12 protein-coding genes are annotated in these 16635 nt (G+C 59.7%); 10 read left to right on the forward strand and 2 right to left on the reverse strand.

From position 1 onward, the window contains the following. Positions 1-52: 52 nt before the first annotated feature. The 8 genes from nusA to pnp all read left to right on the forward strand — a co-directional run bounded on the left by nusA (position 53) and on the right by pnp (position 10602). A complete protein-coding gene (gene nusA, locus FMN63_RS01305; protein ID WP_148582138.1) occupies positions 53-1714 on the forward strand; it encodes a transcription termination factor NusA in 1662 nt (553 codons plus the stop codon). Between the two features lie 140 nt (positions 1715-1854). Further along, positions 1855-2490 carry an RNA-binding protein gene (locus FMN63_RS01310; RefSeq protein ID WP_148582139.1) on the forward strand — a complete coding sequence of 212 codons (636 nt, stop codon included), beginning with the start codon at positions 1855-1857 and terminating at the stop codon, positions 2488-2490. Positions 2491-2519: 29 nt separating this feature from the next. Next, entirely contained in the window at positions 2520-5249 is a 2730-nt protein-coding gene (infB, locus tag FMN63_RS01315; protein WP_148582140.1) for a translation initiation factor IF-2, read from the forward strand. 244 nt (positions 5250-5493) lie between these two features. Beyond that, positions 5494-5910: a 30S ribosome-binding factor RbfA gene (gene rbfA, locus FMN63_RS01320; RefSeq protein ID WP_148582141.1), complete on the forward strand. Its 417-nt coding sequence runs from the start codon at positions 5494-5496 to the stop codon at positions 5908-5910. A gap of 203 nt (positions 5911-6113) precedes the next feature. Then, positions 6114-6599, forward strand: coding sequence for a DUF4198 domain-containing protein (locus FMN63_RS01325; RefSeq protein WP_148582142.1), 486 nt, complete (start codon positions 6114-6116; stop codon positions 6597-6599). Between the two features lie 98 nt (positions 6600-6697). Continuing rightward, a complete protein-coding gene (gene truB, locus FMN63_RS01330) occupies positions 6698-7642 on the forward strand; it encodes a tRNA pseudouridine(55) synthase TruB (protein WP_148582143.1) in 945 nt (314 codons plus the stop codon). A 209-nt stretch (positions 7643-7851) separates the two neighbouring features. Then, positions 7852-8121 carry a 30S ribosomal protein S15 gene (gene rpsO, locus FMN63_RS01335; protein WP_148582144.1) on the forward strand — a complete coding sequence of 90 codons (270 nt, stop codon included), beginning with the start codon at positions 7852-7854 and terminating at the stop codon, positions 8119-8121. Between the two features lie 351 nt (positions 8122-8472). Then, positions 8473-10602 (forward strand): polyribonucleotide nucleotidyltransferase, encoded by a 2130-nt coding sequence (pnp, locus tag FMN63_RS01340; RefSeq protein ID WP_148582145.1) that lies wholly within the window; start codon positions 8473-8475, stop codon positions 10600-10602. Between the two features lie 81 nt (positions 10603-10683). Here pnp and FMN63_RS01345 read toward each other — a convergent pair whose 3' ends face one another. Beyond that, the gene (locus tag FMN63_RS01345; RefSeq protein ID WP_148582146.1) at positions 10684-13440 is read right to left on the reverse strand and encodes an EAL domain-containing protein; all 2757 of its coding nucleotides are present in this window, start codon (positions 13438-13440) and stop codon (positions 10684-10686) included. Between the two features lie 501 nt (positions 13441-13941). On the opposite strand from FMN63_RS01345, the gene dapB reads away from it, so the two are divergent. After that, the gene (gene dapB / locus FMN63_RS01350; protein WP_205513774.1) at positions 13942-14754 is read left to right on the forward strand and encodes a 4-hydroxy-tetrahydrodipicolinate reductase; all 813 of its coding nucleotides are present in this window, start codon (positions 13942-13944) and stop codon (positions 14752-14754) included. A gap of 29 nt (positions 14755-14783) precedes the next feature. After that, positions 14784-15404 (forward strand): 2,3-bisphosphoglycerate-dependent phosphoglycerate mutase, encoded by a 621-nt coding sequence (locus tag FMN63_RS01355; RefSeq protein ID WP_148582147.1) that lies wholly within the window; start codon positions 14784-14786, stop codon positions 15402-15404. A 209-nt stretch (positions 15405-15613) separates the two neighbouring features. On the opposite strand, the gene FMN63_RS01360 is transcribed toward FMN63_RS01355, so the two are convergent. Further along, positions 15614-16615, reverse strand: coding sequence for an adenosine kinase (locus FMN63_RS01360; protein WP_148582148.1), 1002 nt, complete (start codon positions 16613-16615; stop codon positions 15614-15616). Between the last annotated feature and the right edge of the window lie 20 nt (positions 16616-16635).

Below are 16635 nucleotides of genomic sequence, written 5' to 3' on the forward strand. Positions count from 1 at the left end.
GGAAAGAAGAAGAACGCGCCCGAACCGATCCTTGGCGCAAGAGGAGTGGAATATGGCAATCAGCGCGAACCGGCTGGAACTGCTGCAAATCGCTGACGCGGTCGCACGGGAGAAATCCATCGACCGGATGATCGTCATCAATGCAATGGAAGATGCGATCCAGAAGGCAGCCCGCTCCCGCTATGGTACGGAAACGGAAGTCCGCGCCGAAATCAATCCGAAGACCGGCGAGATCCGTCTGCAGCGTCTGCTTCAGGTCGTCGATGCCGTCGAGAACGTTTCCACCGACATCTCTCTTGATGACGCGCAGGCCCGCAATCCGGAAGCCAGCATCGGCGACTTCATCGCCGAGCCGCTGCCGCCGCTCGATTTCGGCCGTATTGCTGCCCAGTCCGCCAAGCAGGTTATCGTGCAGAAAGTGCGCGAAGCCGAGCGTGACCGCCAGTATGACGAATTCAAGGACCGTGTCGGCGAAGTCGTCAACGGTGTCGTCAAGCGTGCCGAATACGGCAACGTCATTGTGGATCTGGGCCGCGGCGAAGGCATCGTCCGCCGCGACGAACTGATCCCGCGCGAGATCTTCCGCACTGGCGACCGTATCCGCGCCATCATCTATGACGTGCGCCGCGAGCAGCGTGGCCCGCAGATCTTCCTGTCGCGCACCCATCCGCAGTTCATGGCGAAGCTGTTCGCTCAGGAAGTTCCGGAAATCTACGACGGCGTCATCGAAATCAAGTCCGTGGCCCGCGATCCGGGCTCGCGCGCGAAGATCGCCGTGATCTCCAAGGACAGCTCCATCGATCCGGTCGGCGCCTGCGTGGGTATGCGCGGCAGCCGTGTTCAGGCCGTTGTTGGCGAGCTCCAGGGCGAAAAGATCGACATCATTCCGTGGAACGACGAAGCGGCAACCTTCATCGTCAACGCCCTGCAGCCGGCCGAAGTGGCCAAGGTCGTTCTCGACGAAGATGCCGAGCGTATTGAAGTTGTCGTTCCCGATGACCAATTATCTCTTGCGATCGGCCGTCGTGGCCAGAACGTGCGTCTGGCCTCTCAGCTGACCGGCTGGGCCATCGACATCATGACCGAGCAGGAAGAAAGCGACCGCCGCCAGAAGGAATTCCTGGAGCGTTCGCAGCTGTTCATGGAAGCCCTCAACGTGGACGAGATGGTCGGCCAGTTGCTGGCGACCGAAGGCTTCACCTCGGTTGAGGAAGTCGCCTATGTGGAGCTCGATGAGATCTCCATGATCGAAGGCTTCGATGACGACACCGCGGTTGAAATTCAGGCCCGTGCCCGGGACTACCTGGCCGAGCTGGAAACAAAACTCGACGAAGAGCGTATTTCGCTTGGCGTTGCCGACGACTTGAGGTCGATTGATGGCCTGACAACGGCTATGCTGGTTGCCTTGGGCAAGGACGGCGTCAAGACGATGGAAGACCTTGCCGGTTGCGCTGCTGACGATCTTGTGGGCTGGACCGAACGCAAGGACGGCGAGACCAAGCGCTTCGAAGGTGCCCTTTCGGAATTCGACATGTCCCGCGCAGAAGCGGAAAACGTCGTGATGGCGGCGCGTCTGGCTGCAGGCTGGATCACCGAGGAAGAACTCGCAGCTCAGGCTGAGGAAGACGAAGCCGAAGCTGGAGAAGAAGAAGAGGTCGAAATGACCGAGACCGTTGGAGAAGAGCCGCAGGGCGGCGCAATCCTCAACGGGTAACGAGAGAGGCAAAAGCCTCCTGTCTGAAGTTTCCGGCCCGGCTGTGGCCATCCGGGAGCTTCCAATTCGCAAGTTCGATCAGCTTTTCTGCGCCGGAGGTGTTTCCACCGGAAAGCAGGTTGATCTAAAGGAGTGGCAGCGTGCCCAGGAAGAGTGAGCCAACCGAACGGCAGTGTGCCGTGACCCGGGAGGTTCAGCCCGTCAGTGCGCTGATCCGGTTCGTTCTCGACCCGCAGGGCGAGGTTGTTCCGGATCTGAAGCGGGTTCTTCCGGGACGCGGTGTTTGGGTGACCGCCACGAAAGAAAACGTGGCTGTTGCCGAAAAGGACCGGAAAAAGGTCTTTGGCCGAGGCTTTAAAGGGGAAGCCTCTGTCGAGCCGGGACTGGCGGATCGTGTCGATGCGCTCATGGAACGATCGGCGCTGCAAGCGCTCTCCATGACGCGCAAGGCGGGCGAGCTGGTGACAGGCTTCGCGAAAGTTGAAGCAGCCCTGCGGCAGGACGATGTCGCCGGGCTGGTCCATGCCTCGGACGCTGCAGAAGACGGGGTAAGGAAGCTGGCGGCGGTGGCTGCCGGCACTCAGGAACACGCAAACGGGTGCCAAATCGTCCGTTTGTTCGATTCGGACCAATTGGATTTGGCATTGGGCCGGTCAAATGTGATACATGCTGCACTGCTTGCGGGGCAGGCGAGCGAAAACTTCCTGTCGCGTGTGCGCGATCTGGAGCGGTTTCGCTACTCCTCCGCGGTAAGCAGCGATAATGGCAACGCTTGAGAAGGCGGTTGCGCAGGACTGAAGGCAATATGAGCGATACGAAAAATCCAGGCGACAAGACAATCAGCGTTGAGCGTGGAAAGACGCTCGGCCTAAAGCGCGGTGGTGGCGATCAGGGAACTGTTCGGCAGTCCTTCTCGCATGGCCGGACCAAAGCCGTCGTCGTGGAAAAGAAGAAGCGCCGTGTTGTGCTTCCCGGGCAAGAAGCCAAGGCAGATGCCCCTGCGCCGACAACGCAGCGCCTCGAGCGTCCGGCTGAAGCGCCGCGTACGCCGCCGCAGCAGGATCCGCAGGTCACCAAGCAGGCCCGCCGGTCTGCCTCTGGCCAGCGCCAGAAGGGCAACGGCAACGTTCTGCGTACCCTGACCAAGGAAGAAGCGGCAGCCCGTACGGCAGCCCTTCAGATGGCCAAGGTGCGTGACGAGGAAGACCGCAAGCGCCGCGAAGAAGAAGACAAGCGTCGGGCGATCGAAGCCGCGCAGCGTCAGGCTGAAGAAGAAGCCCGCGCCAAGGTGGAAGCGGAAGAGCGCGCCAAGCGCGAAGCCGAAGAAGCTCTGCAGGCAGCGGAACAGGCCAAGGCCGAACCGAAGAGTGAACCGGTTGCCGAAGCGGCTCCGGAAGCCGCAGCGCCTGCCCGCAAGGCTAGCACCGGCCGCACCGTGGTTCGCAAGCCCGCTCATGCCGACGGCGGCAAGCCGCCGAGCCTTGACGACATGGGCAAGCGCAAGGCGCCGGAAGCTCCGGCCGCACGTGCGAAGCCCGAGCGCGGGGAAACCGAAGAAGATCGCAACAACAAGAGCGTTCGTGCGGTCAAGCGCCCGAAACAGGCACCGGCTCCCGCTGCGCGTCCGCGCACCGGCGACGATCGCCGCCGCTCCAAGCTGACCATTTCCGCCGCCACGGGTGGCGACGACGGTCAGCGCGCACGGTCCCTGGCCTCCATGCGCCGCCGCCAGGAAAAGGCGAAGCGCGGGCAGCAGCAGGTCGTGCGTGAAAAGATCATGCGTGAAGTCGTTCTGCCGGAAGCCATCACCATCCAGGAGCTCGCCAACCGTATGGCAGAGCGCGCCGTGGATGTGATCAAGCTTCTGATGAAGCAGGGCCAGATGCTCAAGATCAACGACGTGATCGATGCTGATACCGCCGAACTGATCGCCGTGGAAATGGGCCACACTGTCAAGCGTGTGTCTGAAGCAGACGTTGAAGAAGGTCTGTTCACCACGGAAGACGAGCCGTCCACGATGCTGCCGCGTCCTCCGGTCGTGACCATCATGGGCCACGTCGACCACGGCAAGACCTCGCTGCTCGATGCGATCCGCAAGTCGAAGGTTGTCACCGGCGAAGCCGGCGGCATCACCCAGCATATCGGCGCCTATCAGGTCGATCAGGACGGCAACAAGATCACTTTCATCGATACTCCGGGCCACGCTGCGTTCTCGCAGATGCGTGCTCGCGGTGCCAAGTCGACGGATATCGTGATCCTGGTTGTTGCCGCCGATGATGGCGTCATGCCGCAGACCAAGGAAGCCGTTGCGCACGCCAAGGCGGCCGACGTGCCGATCATCGTGGCCATCAACAAGATGGACAAGCCGGAAGCCGATCCGAACCGCGTCCGCACGGAACTCCTCAGCGAGGATCTCGTTGTGGAATCCATGGGCGGTGACGTGATCGACGTGGAAGTCTCGGCCAAGAGCGGCCTGGGGCTCGACAAGCTTCTGGAAATGATCCTGCTGCAGTCCGAGGTTCTGGAACTCCAGGCCAATCCGGAACGCAAGGCAGAAGGCATCGTCATCGAAGCACAGCTCGACAAGGGCCGCGGTCCGGTTGCCACCGTTCTGGTGCAGAAGGGGACCCTCAAGCCGGGCGACATTCTTGTCGCCGGTGCCGAATGGGGCCGCGTCCGCGCCATGCTCGACGAGAATGGCAATCAGGTGAAGGAAGCCGGCCCGGCCAAACCGGTCGAGGTTCTGGGCTTCCAGGGCACGCCGGAAGCCGGTGACATGGTTGCGGTCGTCGATAACGAAGCCCGCGCTCGTGAAATTACCGACTACCGTCAGCGCCAGATCCGCGAGAAGGCCTCCGTGGTCGCCTCGGGAACGCGTGGTTCGCTTGAGCAGATGATGAACCGTCTGCAGGAAACCGGCAAAAAAGAGTTCCCGCTGGTGCTCAAGGCCGACGTGCAGGGCTCTGCGGAAGCGATTGCTCATGCGCTCAACGAACTCGGCAACGAGGAAGTCGGCGCGCGCATACTGCTCTCCGGTGTCGGTGGCATCACCGAAAGCGACGTCACGCTGGCGCTCGCTTCCAAGGCTCCGATCATCGGCTTCAACGTACGTGCCAACAAGCAGGCCCGTGAAGCGGCAAGCCGCGAAGGCATTGAGATCCGTTACTACAACGTGATCTACGACCTGGTCGACGACATCAAGGCAGCCCTGTCGGGCATGCTGTCGCCGGAACGCCGCGAAACCTTCCTCGGCAATGCGGAGATCAAGGAAATCTTCCACATCTCCAAGGTCGGCAAGGTTGCAGGTTGTCTGGTTACCGAAGGTGTCGTGGAACGTGGCGCCAACGTTCGCCTCATCCGCGACGACGTGGTCATCCACGAAGGCGAACTGGGCACGCTTAAGCGCTTCAAGGACGAGGTCAAGTCTGTCGAATCCGGTCAGGAATGCGGCATGAACTTCGTCAAGTACCAGGACATGCGTCCGGGCGACGTCATCGAGTGCTTCCGCGTCGAGCAGATCGCACGGACACTCTGATCGAAGTCAGAAATTTACTTGAAACTGATGTCAGCGGCTTATTCAATTAAGCCGCTGACGTCGTATCTGGTCGCAGGTAACCCCGTCATGCCACGGCCCGGCCGTGGCATCCGCGCCACCAGGTGATCCCGCCAGCGTCCGTGCTTCAAGCCCGGCAAAGGCGTGGATAGCCTGACAAGGACCGGCAACGGCAACCCGAAACGTCGGGGTGGACTGCGCTGCCAGAGATGCAGGAACAACAACAATGGCAAGACAACACGGACAGGACAGCCGCGGCCCTTCCCAGCGCCAGTTGCGCGTCGGCGAAACGGTACGCAAGGAGCTGTCCGATATTCTGACCCGGGGACGGTTTTCCGACCCCGATCTCGACGGCGTGATCGTCACGATCCCCGAAGTGCGCATGACACCGGACCTGCGCCTGGCGACCTGCCTCGTGATGCCGCTTGGCGGCGTCAATGCTGAGCAGGTTGAAAAGGCCCTGAACCGCAGCGCCAAATATCTGCGCGGTCAGGTGTCCCGGCGGCTGACGATGAAATACATGCCGGACCTGCGCTTTGTTCTCGACACGAGGTTCGATGACGACGACCGCATCGACACGCTGCTGCATTCTCCGGAAGTCTCCCGAGATCTCGACGCGGACGAAGAGAACGAAAAGAACTAGAGATCAACGTCTCACTGTTCCTGTTGAATTGTGGTCCCCGCGAAGGCGGGGACCCGGCAAACACAGGCGATTGGCTTGATTTCCGGAAGAGCGGGTTGCGCTTGGGTTACCGGACCTCGGTCTCTCGCACCACTCGGACCGGGATGACATGAATAGCAGTGAGTTCTTCGCCGAGGCCAAGGCCTAACCCAAGCGGACCCGACATGGCACTCTCCAGAGCAATAGCAATTATCGCGCTTGGCGCGGCGGCGTCCGCGTGTGTCGTGTTTCCGGTTCCACGCGTCATTGCGCCGGAGGTCTCGGGCGTGCTGCTTAACGACGGTAAGCCGGTTGCGAATGCAGAGATCGAGTTGGTGGCCGCATTGGCTCCTTCAGACGCATCATCGGAAATTCCGCCCGGCTCAAGTCATGCCGTTGCCAGAACAGATGCAAATGGCAAATTCAAAGTAGGACCGCTGACAGGGGTCAAAACAGTTCATACATACGGCGATGAACTCCTTGGATTTTACATTGTTATCAGGGCAGGGAACAAAGAGTTGATAGGGTTCACTTACAGTGAAATAGCGAGTGTACCCTCCAAATTAAGTGGGGTATGCGACTTGGCCAAGGCCCGCAGCGTTGGAAACCAAGTGACTTACTGTGATCATGACAGGCTGGAAAAACTGAAAATGGTCACTGACGACAGCTGATGTGTTGAGTGTCCCGTTGTCGAGCTTGACTAGCGAGACTGATCATCAGCTTTTCGTTTAGCTGACCAAATCTACTGCAATCGTATTGAAACGTTCTCATGGCACGCCAAAAACAATTCAAAAGAAAAAAGAACGCAATCAACGGCTGGCTTGTCCTGGACAAGCCCTATGGCATCACCTCCAACGAGGCGCTCGGCAAGATCAAGCGGATCTTCTCGCCGGAAAAGGTGGGTCACGCCGGTACGCTCGATCCGCGCGCGTCCGGTCTCCTACCGGTTGCCTTCGGCGAAGCCACAAAAACCGTGCCCTTTGTCATGGACGGCCGCAAGGTCTACCGTTTCGAGGTCACCTGGGGCGTCGAAACCAATACCGACGACACCGAAGGTGAGGCGGTCGCAACGTCCGACGTGAGGCCGAATGCGGATGAAATTTCCGCAGTGCTTGGCGAGTTCGTCGGCACGATCATGCAGGTTCCGCCGAAGTTTTCCGCCATCAAGGTCGCCGGTGAACGGGCATATGATCTTGCGCGCGATGGCGAAGAGGTCGAGCTGGAAGCCCGTCCCATCGACGTGCACCGGCTGGACCTGGTCGACTGTCCGGACGAGAACCGTGCGGTTTTCGAAGCGGAATGCGGCAAGGGCACCTATGTGCGCGCAATCGCCCGTGACCTCGGCCGCCGTCTTGGCACCTGCGGTCATGTCACCGAACTGCGCCGGCTCCTGGTCGGTCCGTTCGGCGAAGACGACCTGATCGGGCTGGACGAGATCCTGGAAGCATCGGAAGCGCTTGAGGAAGGTGCTGGCGTCGAGGCGCTGGTCGAGGAATTTGTCCTGCCGGTTCGCGAGGCAATGGACAACCTGATCGAGGTTCCCGTTTCGCTCGATGACGCTGCCAAGATCCGCAAGGGCATGGCTGTGCTGCTGCGCGGCCGCGATGCTCCGCTCAACACGGAAGTGGCCTTTGCCAGCCACGCCAGCGTGCCGGTCGCCATCGGCTCAATTGACAAGGGCCGGTTCCAGCCGAGCAGGGTGTTTCACCTGTAAATTCGGGTATGGCGAAAAAACCTGAGAAACCTCTGGATTTCCATATGGTTTTCCGCCATATTCCGCCGCCATTGGGCACTGATGTCCAATTCGTCCGGAAGGATCCTTTGCTGAACGACATCTCGGCTCTGGAAACATCCGGATCAGGCCGGTCTCCGGCATTTCAACGTGTCCGGTCAACGGACCCCACTCTTTGAAAGGAAAGAGCGATGTCGATTACTGCAGAGCGCAAAGCTGAGCTCATCAAGGAATACGCCATCAAAGAAGGCGACACCGGTTCCCCGGAAGTACAGGTTGCGATCCTCACCGAGCGGATCAACAACCTGACCCAACACTTCAAGGGTCATGGCAAGGATAACCACTCCCGCCGCGGTCTTCTGAAAATGGTTGCGCAGCGCCGGTCCCTTCTGGACTACACGCGCGGCAAGAGCGAAGAACGCTACAAGTCGCTGATCTCGCGTCTTGGCATTCGCCGCTAAGATCTCAGAACCTGGAAGCGCGGTGGGTGAGAACCCGCCGCGTTTTTGTATTGCGTGACGGCTTTTGCCGGACGCAGCTCTTGCCGGCAAAACACTGATCCGCTTCGGGTCTTTGTTCGCGGAAAGAGCTTTGAGTGTTTCAAAATCAAGTGGAACGCTCTATAGAGACCTCGTGACATGTCATGGGGCAGGATTGCCGGCTTCTTTCCGTCTTGAGCGAAAGCAGCTCGTCGTCTTGCCCGTGACCTGTCCGCCGGTAACCGGCCCATACGGGGCCGACCGGGAATGTGTCTGCCATGACCGTGCTGTACCGAAAACAGCCAAAGGCAGGCAAAGCTGTAAGGACAGATGATGTTTGATGTTCATCGTGTAGAAGTCGAGTGGGGCGGACGCCCGCTCGTCCTCGAAACGGGCAAGGTTGCCCGTCAGGCCGATGGCGCCGTGATGGCGTCCTATGGTGAAACAAAGGTTCTGGCGACCGTCGTGTCCGCCAAGTCGCCGAAGCCGGGCCAGGATTTCTTCCCGCTCACCGTGAACTACCAGGAAAAGGCATTTGCCGCCGGTAAGATCCCGGGTGGCTACTTCAAGCGTGAAGGCCGTCCGTCCGAGCACGAGACGCTGACCTCCCGCCTGATCGACCGTCCGATCCGCCCGCTGTTCGCAGACGGCTACAAGAACGACACCCAGGTGGTCATCACCGTTCTGTCGCACGATCTTGAAAATGCTCCGGACATCCTGGCGATGGTGGCGTCTTCCGCTGCTCTGACCCTGTCGGGCGTTCCCTTCATGGGCCCGATCGGCGGCGCGCGCGTTGGCTACATCAACGGCGAATACGTTCTGAACCCGCTGGTCGACGACATGCCGGAATCCACTCTGGATCTGGTTGTTGCCGGTACCAACGACGCCGTTCTGATGGTTGAATCCGAAGCCAAGGAACTGGACGAAGACATCATGCTCGGCGCAGTGATGTTCGGCCACAAGGGCTTCCAGCCGGTGATCGATGCGATCATCAAACTGGCTGAAACCGCTGCCAAGGAACCGCGCGAACTGGTCCTGCCGGATCATTCCGAGCTGTTCGGCAAGGTCAAGGCGATGGCTGAAAGCGACCTGGTTGCCGCTTACAAGATCACGTCCAAGACCGACCGCAAGAACGCAATCGACGCTGCCAAGGCGAAGGTCGTTGAAGCGCTGATCACCAACGCTGCCGAAGGCGAAGCCGTCGAAAGCACCGTTCTGGGCGAGCAGTTCAAGAAGCTGGAAGCGGAAATCGTTCGTGGCGCAATCCTCGACACCAGCACCCGTATCGACGGCCGTGACCTGTCGACCGTCCGTTCGATCTCTTCCGAAGTCGGCATTCTGTCGCGTGCGCATGGCTCCGCCCTGTTCACCCGCGGCGAAACCCAGGGCCTGGTCGTTGCCACCCTCGGGACCGGCGAAGACGAGCAGTACATCGACCTGCTGGAAGGCACCGTGAAGTCTCACTTCATGCTGCACTACAACTTCCCGCCCTACTCCGTCGGTGAAACCGGCCGCATGGGCTCCCCAGGACGCCGCGAAATCGGCCACGGCAAGCTGGCATGGCGTGCGATCAACCCGATGATGCCTGCGCATCACGAGTTCCCGTACACCGTCCGCGTTGTTTCCGAGATCACCGAATCCAACGGTTCGTCTTCCATGGCAACCGTCTGCGGCACCTCGCTGGCGCTGATGGATGCCGGCGTTCCGCTGAAGGCACCGGTTGCCGGTATCGCCATGGGCCTGATCAAGGACGGCGACCGTTTCGCGGTTCTGTCCGACATTCTGGGAGATGAAGATCACCTCGGCGACATGGACTTCAAAGTTGCCGGTACCCAGGACGGTATCACCTCGCTGCAGATGGACATCAAGATCGACGGTATCACCGAAGAGATCATGAAGGTCGCTCTGGGTCAGGCCAAGGACGGCCGTATCCACATCCTCGGCGAAATGTCCAAGGCCATCACCGAAGCTCGTGCCGAGCTCGGCGAACATGCTCCGCGCATCGAAGTGATGAAAATTCCGGTCGACAAGATCCGTGAAGTCATCGGTTCGGGCGGCAAGGTCATCCGCGAAATCGTGGAAAAGACCGGTGCGAAGGTCAACATCGAAGACGACGGCACCGTCAAGATCGCATCTGCCGACGGCAAGGCGATCAAGGCAGCCGTCAACTGGATCAACTCCATTGCCGCTGAGCCGGAAGTGGGCATGATCTATGAAGGCACCGTCGTCAAATGCGTTGACTTCGGCGCATTCGTGAACTTCTTCGGCGCCAAGGACGGTCTGGTCCACATCTCCCAGCTTGCTCCCAAGAAAGTTGCCAAGGTCACCGATGTGATCAAGGAAGGCGACAAGGTCTGGGTCAAGCTCATGGGCTTCGACGAGCGCGGCAAGGTCCGCCTGTCCATGAAGGTTGTCGATCAGGAGACCGGCAAGGAAATCGAAAAGAAGGAAGAAGCTGAATAAGCTTCCTTCCGACTGACGTGAAAAAGGAAACGGGGGCCGAAAGGTCCCCGTTTTTGTTTGTCCGAAGGTGGGAAGGGCGCGTCAGCCTGCCTGGGCCGCAACCGAATTGATGCCGTTCATATTGGAGAGATAGCGCTGGAAGTCGACACCGGAGAGTGGCCGGGAAAAGCTGTAGCCCTGGATCAGTGAGCAGCCGAAGGAATGGATCAGCTCGCACTGCTCCCGCGTTTCCGCGCCCTCGCACACCACGTCGATGTGCAATGACGCTGCCATGGAAATGATGGCACGCACCAGGGCCTGGCCGTCCTGATCCCGTTCCAGGCCCATGATGAAGGTCCGGTCGATCTTGAGGGTGTCGATTGGCAGGCGTTTCAGGTGGCTGAGCGACGAATAGCCGGTGCCGAAATCATCGAGAGAGATCTTGATACCGAGCTTGCTGATGTCCTGAAGGATCTCGACCGGATTGATGCGCTGGTCCTCGAACATCACGCTTTCGGTGATCTCGAGCTGCAGGCGGGTCGGGTCCATTCCGGTTTCCCAGAGAATGTCCTGCAGCCGGGTCAGGAAGTCCGCATCGCGGCATTGACGCGGGGAAATGTTGACGCTGATACCGTCGAGCTGCAGGCCGTTGCGGTTACAGGACTGGAAAAACGCACAAGCTTCACGCAGCACCTGTTCGCCGAGCGGGACGATTAGCCCGCAATCCTCGGCAACCTTGATGAACTCCGCCGGCGGCACGGCGCCCAGCTTGGGGTCGGTCCAGCGTGCAAGGGTTTCGCAGCTCACCACGCGGTTCTTTTCGCAGTCCACGATCGGCTGGAAATTCAAATGCAACTCGCCCTTTTCCACGGCTTGGCGCAGGGCAATCTCGACCTGGCTCGCACGGGCGTTCTGTTCGTTCATGCGGCTCGCAAAGAAACGGTAGCTGGCGCCGCTGTCTGCCTTTGCCTGCAGCATGCTGGTGTCTGCTTCCATCAGCAGGGCTTCGTCGTCTGTGCCGTCATGCGGACAAACGGCGATGCCGAGGCTACCCGCAAGCACCGCCTGATCGCCATCTTCCAGGTCGACGGGGTCTCCAACGGCCTGGAGAATATCGCGGGCGGTTTGCTCGATCTGCCAACGGTCTTCCGGGTTCGACAGAATGACGGCGAATTCGTCGCCGCCCATGCGCGCGATGGTCTGGTCCGGGCCGAGGATTTTCGTCAGCCGCGCGGCGATGGTCTCGATCACCTTGTCACCCGCCTTGGGGCCGTAGGATTCGTTGACGGTCTTGAACCGGTCGAGGTCGAGGATCATCAGCGCCGTCAGCTCACCCTGATGCTTGCCGCGCTGGATTGCCTGACGCAGCCTGTCCATGAACAGGCGCCGGTTCGGAAGGCCGGTCAGAATATCGAAATTGGCGTTCTTGGTCGCAAGTTCCTCCTGGCGCTTGCGCTCACTGATATCGGTGACGGTTGCGTAATAGGCGCGTTCCCCGCGCCATTCCGTCAATCTGACATGCTGTTCCAGCCAGATCGTCTTGCCGTCCTTCCGAACGCCCTTGACCTCATAGACGCGCGGGGCACCGCTACCGTTTTCGCGCATGTTGTAATAGCTGCGCAGGCGGCTGTGCTCCTCCGGGGCATAGATCACCAGTGTGGGCGAATCGACCAGTTGCTTCGGATTGCCGGGTTCGTACCCGCACATTTTCAGCAGGGCGTCGTTCACATAAAGGATACGGTGATTGGCATGAACGAGAACACCGTGCATGGATCCGTCGATCATGTCCCTGAACTGGGCATCACGGGCGCGCACGGATTCGAAAGCCGCCTGGAACATGGTCGCCAGTTTGTTGAATTCGAAGATCAGTCCGGGTGGCGGAGGTGTCACCGCCCTGTTTTGCCGCAGGCTCATTGCGTAGGTCAGCAAGCTGCCAAGTCCGGCGGAGGTAATGCGATTGACCAGCAGCGCAGCGCCTATGGCGAGAATGGCCGTATAAAGCAGGAAAGGTGCGAAGAGCTGCATATAGGTGTCCTCGGCCTTTTGCAGCGTGTCCACAGGTTGCTTGATCACCGCAGAAAGCATGTGGCGGTCCAGTGCCTGCATAAGGGGCGCAAAAACGAACAGATTTCCTCCGCTGAGAGCGTAGTTGACTTCATCCGGAGTGTCATAGAGCCGTTTGGGCGGGACCTCCGTGGTCAGGTCTCCCAGACCCGCGACAACATCGTGATCGTGATAAAAGGCGAGATCCTCCACCTGTAGCGCCTTGGCAAGGCCCCCGGGCAGGGAGAAGGAATCGGTAATGGTGGTGCCGCCGTAGATCCTGCCGAGCGCACGGCCCGTGTCGGGATCCAGAACGAGAACCGAGAGGGCTGCGGTGATCTGAACGGGATCCGAGTCGTGATCCGCGTATGTCACCCAGATGTCCGGTGGCATGGCGTTGCGCACCTTCACCGGCAACTGGTGGCTCAAGTCAACGAGACCGAGGCTGCCGTTGACCCAGCTATCTTCAGCCGGGCGGTCGATCAGAAGAATGTCCAGGACCGCGCTCGTCAGCCGTTCGGAAGCATGTTCAACGATGACCTTCGCGGTTTCCCGATCATTTTCCAGCAGGGCTCGGCGAATGTCCGGGTTTGCTGCGACCGCCCGAATCTGGGCTTCAAGCTTGTCCAGATGCTGCGTGAAGACGAGCCTGGCGAGTGTCGCCTGGGATTTTGCACTGCGGGCAATTTCATGTTCGGCAATCGACAGGCTGCCGAGATACGTAATCCAGAAGAGCGCAACCGCCGTTCCCACGAGCCCGAATGCAAATAGGGCCATGACAAGGCGGTTGAAAGGAATGGAATAGCGGGCCTTCAACGCAGCGCTCCTGGACTGGCGGATCTCATTTGAAAGGCAGATGGACGGATGGGGAAAGCAAGACGAGGAGAGGTTCTACCGGATTGGCAGAACAACCTGCCTCGTTTCTTGGAGGAACGGGGCACCACTCTACGGTTGCTGAAAACCGAAGAGTGAACGAAAAGGTTGTGACAAACCGATAGGTCCATAGCAACAGCATCATGACATCTTGCCTCCACTTCGCAACCCCAAGAAAAGGAATTTGCGAACTTTAATGTAACTTCTCCAAGTTTACCGATTGTGAATTGAAAAAGAGAATTTATTTACGGCATATTGTAAATTTAACTTGCAAATCATCGGTTTGACGAAGATTTATTATGGCATATTTGACAATTGCCGGTCTCGGCAGACTGTCTCGGCTGCCGCCCTTGATCAGGCGTTTGCCTCCTCCGGTGAAACTGGTATATCCCCATCGGAACATGAAAAGGGCTGTTGGCCTATTGCGGAAAACGGAGCCACTTGATGGGGCAGATGCGCTTGGTAGTCGTTGGGGCTGGTGGCCGGATGGGCCGGGCATTGACGCGCGCAGTCACGGATACCCCTGGTGCCACCGTCGTCGCGGCAATAGAGCGCGAGGGGTCAGAGTTTCTGGGCAAGGACGTGGGAGAACTGGCGGGAACCGGGTCTTTGGGCGTCCCCGTCACTGACGATCCTCTGACGGCCTTTGCCGCAGCTGACGGCGTTCTTGATTTTACGGCTCCAGCGGCGAGCCTCTGGTTCGCAGAGCTGGCCGCGCAGGCCCGCATCGTCCATGTCATCGGCACCACCGGATGGGCTGAAGGGCAGGATGAACCTCTGAAGGCGGCTGCCCGCCACGCCCGGATCGTCAAGTCCGGCAACATGAGCCTTGGGGTCAATCTGCTGGCGAGCCTTGTGCGCAAGGCGGCGGCTGCGCTCGATACGGATTTCGACATCGAGGTCCTGGAAATGCATCACAAGCACAAGGTCGATGCGCCTTCGGGCACCGCCCTGCTGCTTGGCGAAGCGGCGGCCGAAGGGCGGGGCATCGATCTGGCGGCCCATTCTGTTCGCTCGCGCGACGGCATCATGGATCCCCGCAAGACAGGTGACATCGGCTTTGCAACTCTGCGGGGCGGCTCTGTCATCGGCGAACATTCAGTGATTTTTGCCGGTGAGGGGGAGCGCATCGAACTCACCCACCGGTCGGAAGACCGGCAGCTCTTTGCTCGCGGTGCCGTCAAGGCGGCGCTGTGGGGATTTGACCAGAAGCCCGGGTTTTATTCGATGGCCGATGTCCTCGGCCTGGATTCTTGAAGATACGCAATCAGCTTGAGGAGAATGGCATGGACCGCCTTCTTGTGCTTGTCCGTCACGGACAGAGCGAATGGAATTTGAAGAACCTGTTCACCGGCTGGAAAAATCCGGACCTGACCGAACAGGGCGTGGCGGAGGCTCACAAGGCCGGCGAACAGCTCAGGGACCTGAAGCTGTCCTTTGATATTGCCTTCACCTCGGATCTGATGCGGGCACAGAAGACGCTCGACATCATCCTGGAAGAACTCGGCCAGACAGGCCTTGAAACCTTCAAGGACCAGGCTCTCAACGAGCGCGATTATGGCGACATCACCGGCATGAACAAGGATGAAGCGCGCGAGAAATTCGGCGAAGAGCAGGTCCATATCTGGCGCCGCTCCTATGATATTCCGCCTCCGGGTGGCGAGAGCCTGAAGATGACTTCGGAGCGCGTTCTGCCTTACTACAAGGCGGAAATCCTGCCGCGGGTTCTGGCCGGCAGCCGGACGATCGTCGCCGCGCACGGCAACTCGCTGCGCTCGCTGATCATGGACCTTGAAAACCTGTCACCGGAAGAAATCCTGAAGCGGGAACTGGGCACCGGCACGCCGATCATCTATCGCCTTGATGAAAATGGCAGTGTGGTCAGCGTTCAGGATCTTGCCGACTAAGGTCAATTGAAAACCGGAGCCAACTGCCGGCAAGGCCTTGGAGGCGTTGCTAAAAATGGCAGTCACTTCACTTCGCTCTGGCAGACAAAACGTCTCGTTGCCTCGCTGAGGCAGCGGGACTTTCTTTTTGAAAAGCGTCTCAGCCTGAAGGCGCTAAGGCGCAAAAAAGGGCGGCCCGAAGGCCGCCCCGAAAGTCTCCCGAGGAAACGTCAGATCACAAAGCCGTTCTGGGTGGCAATGTCATTCAAGGCCCGTTCCGGCCGGGCTCCGACGTGGCTGATGACGCTTGCGGCGCACAGGCAGCCGAGTTCGGTTGCTTCCGTAAGCTTGTAGTTGCGGGCAAGACCGAACAGGAAGCCGGAAGCAAACAGATCGCCGGCTCCGGTCAGATCGACCACATTGTCGACGACCTGCGCGGGAACCTTCACGGTTTCCTCACGGCTGATGGCCATTGCGCCTTCCTTGCCAAGCGTCAGGGCTGTCAGCGCGCCGGACTCCCGTGCCGCATTGACGGCGCTATCCAGATCCGACGTTTCGTAAAGGGCCTTCAGCTCATGTTCGTTGGCGAACATCAGGTCGACGACGCCGTCGGTCAGAAGGCCCTGGAATTCGCCGCGGTAGCGGTCGACACAGAACGAGTCGGACAGGGTGATCGCCACCTGACGTCCGTTGGCATGGGCAATTTCGGCCGCCTTCAAAAACGCCTTCTTGGCGTCTGCCGGGTCCCACAGATAACCTTCCATGTAGGTCACGGCGGCGGAGGCAACGACCTCCTCATCGACGTCGGCCGTGCCGAATTCCGTGCAGGCGCCGAGGTAAGTGTTCATCGTGCGCTCCCCGTCCGGTGTGATCAGGATCATCGACCGGGCAGTCGGCTTGCCTTCCTTCAGGCGCGGCGTGTTGAAATAGACGCCGGTGCCGTTCATGTCGTGATAGTAGCTGTCGCCCAGCTCATCTTCGGACACCTTGCCGAAATAGGCGGGGCGCCCGCCGAGCGAGGCAATGCCAGCGGCCGTGTTGCCGGCGCTGCCGCCCGAGATGCGGACAGTCTGCCCCATCTTGTCGAACAGGCGCACCGCCTCGTCCGTGTCGATCAGGCGCATGGAGCCTTTGACGAGATTTTCCTGAAGCAGGAAATCCTCTTCGACATGGGCGAAGACGTCGCAAATGGCATTGCCGATGCACAGGGCATCAAATCTTGTTTCAGTCATGAGTTCCTCTGGTTATGTCG

Source organism: Stappia sp. BW2, from assembly GCF_008107695.1.
In the GTDB taxonomy this organism is placed as follows: Bacteria; Pseudomonadota; Alphaproteobacteria; order Rhizobiales; family Stappiaceae; genus Roseibium.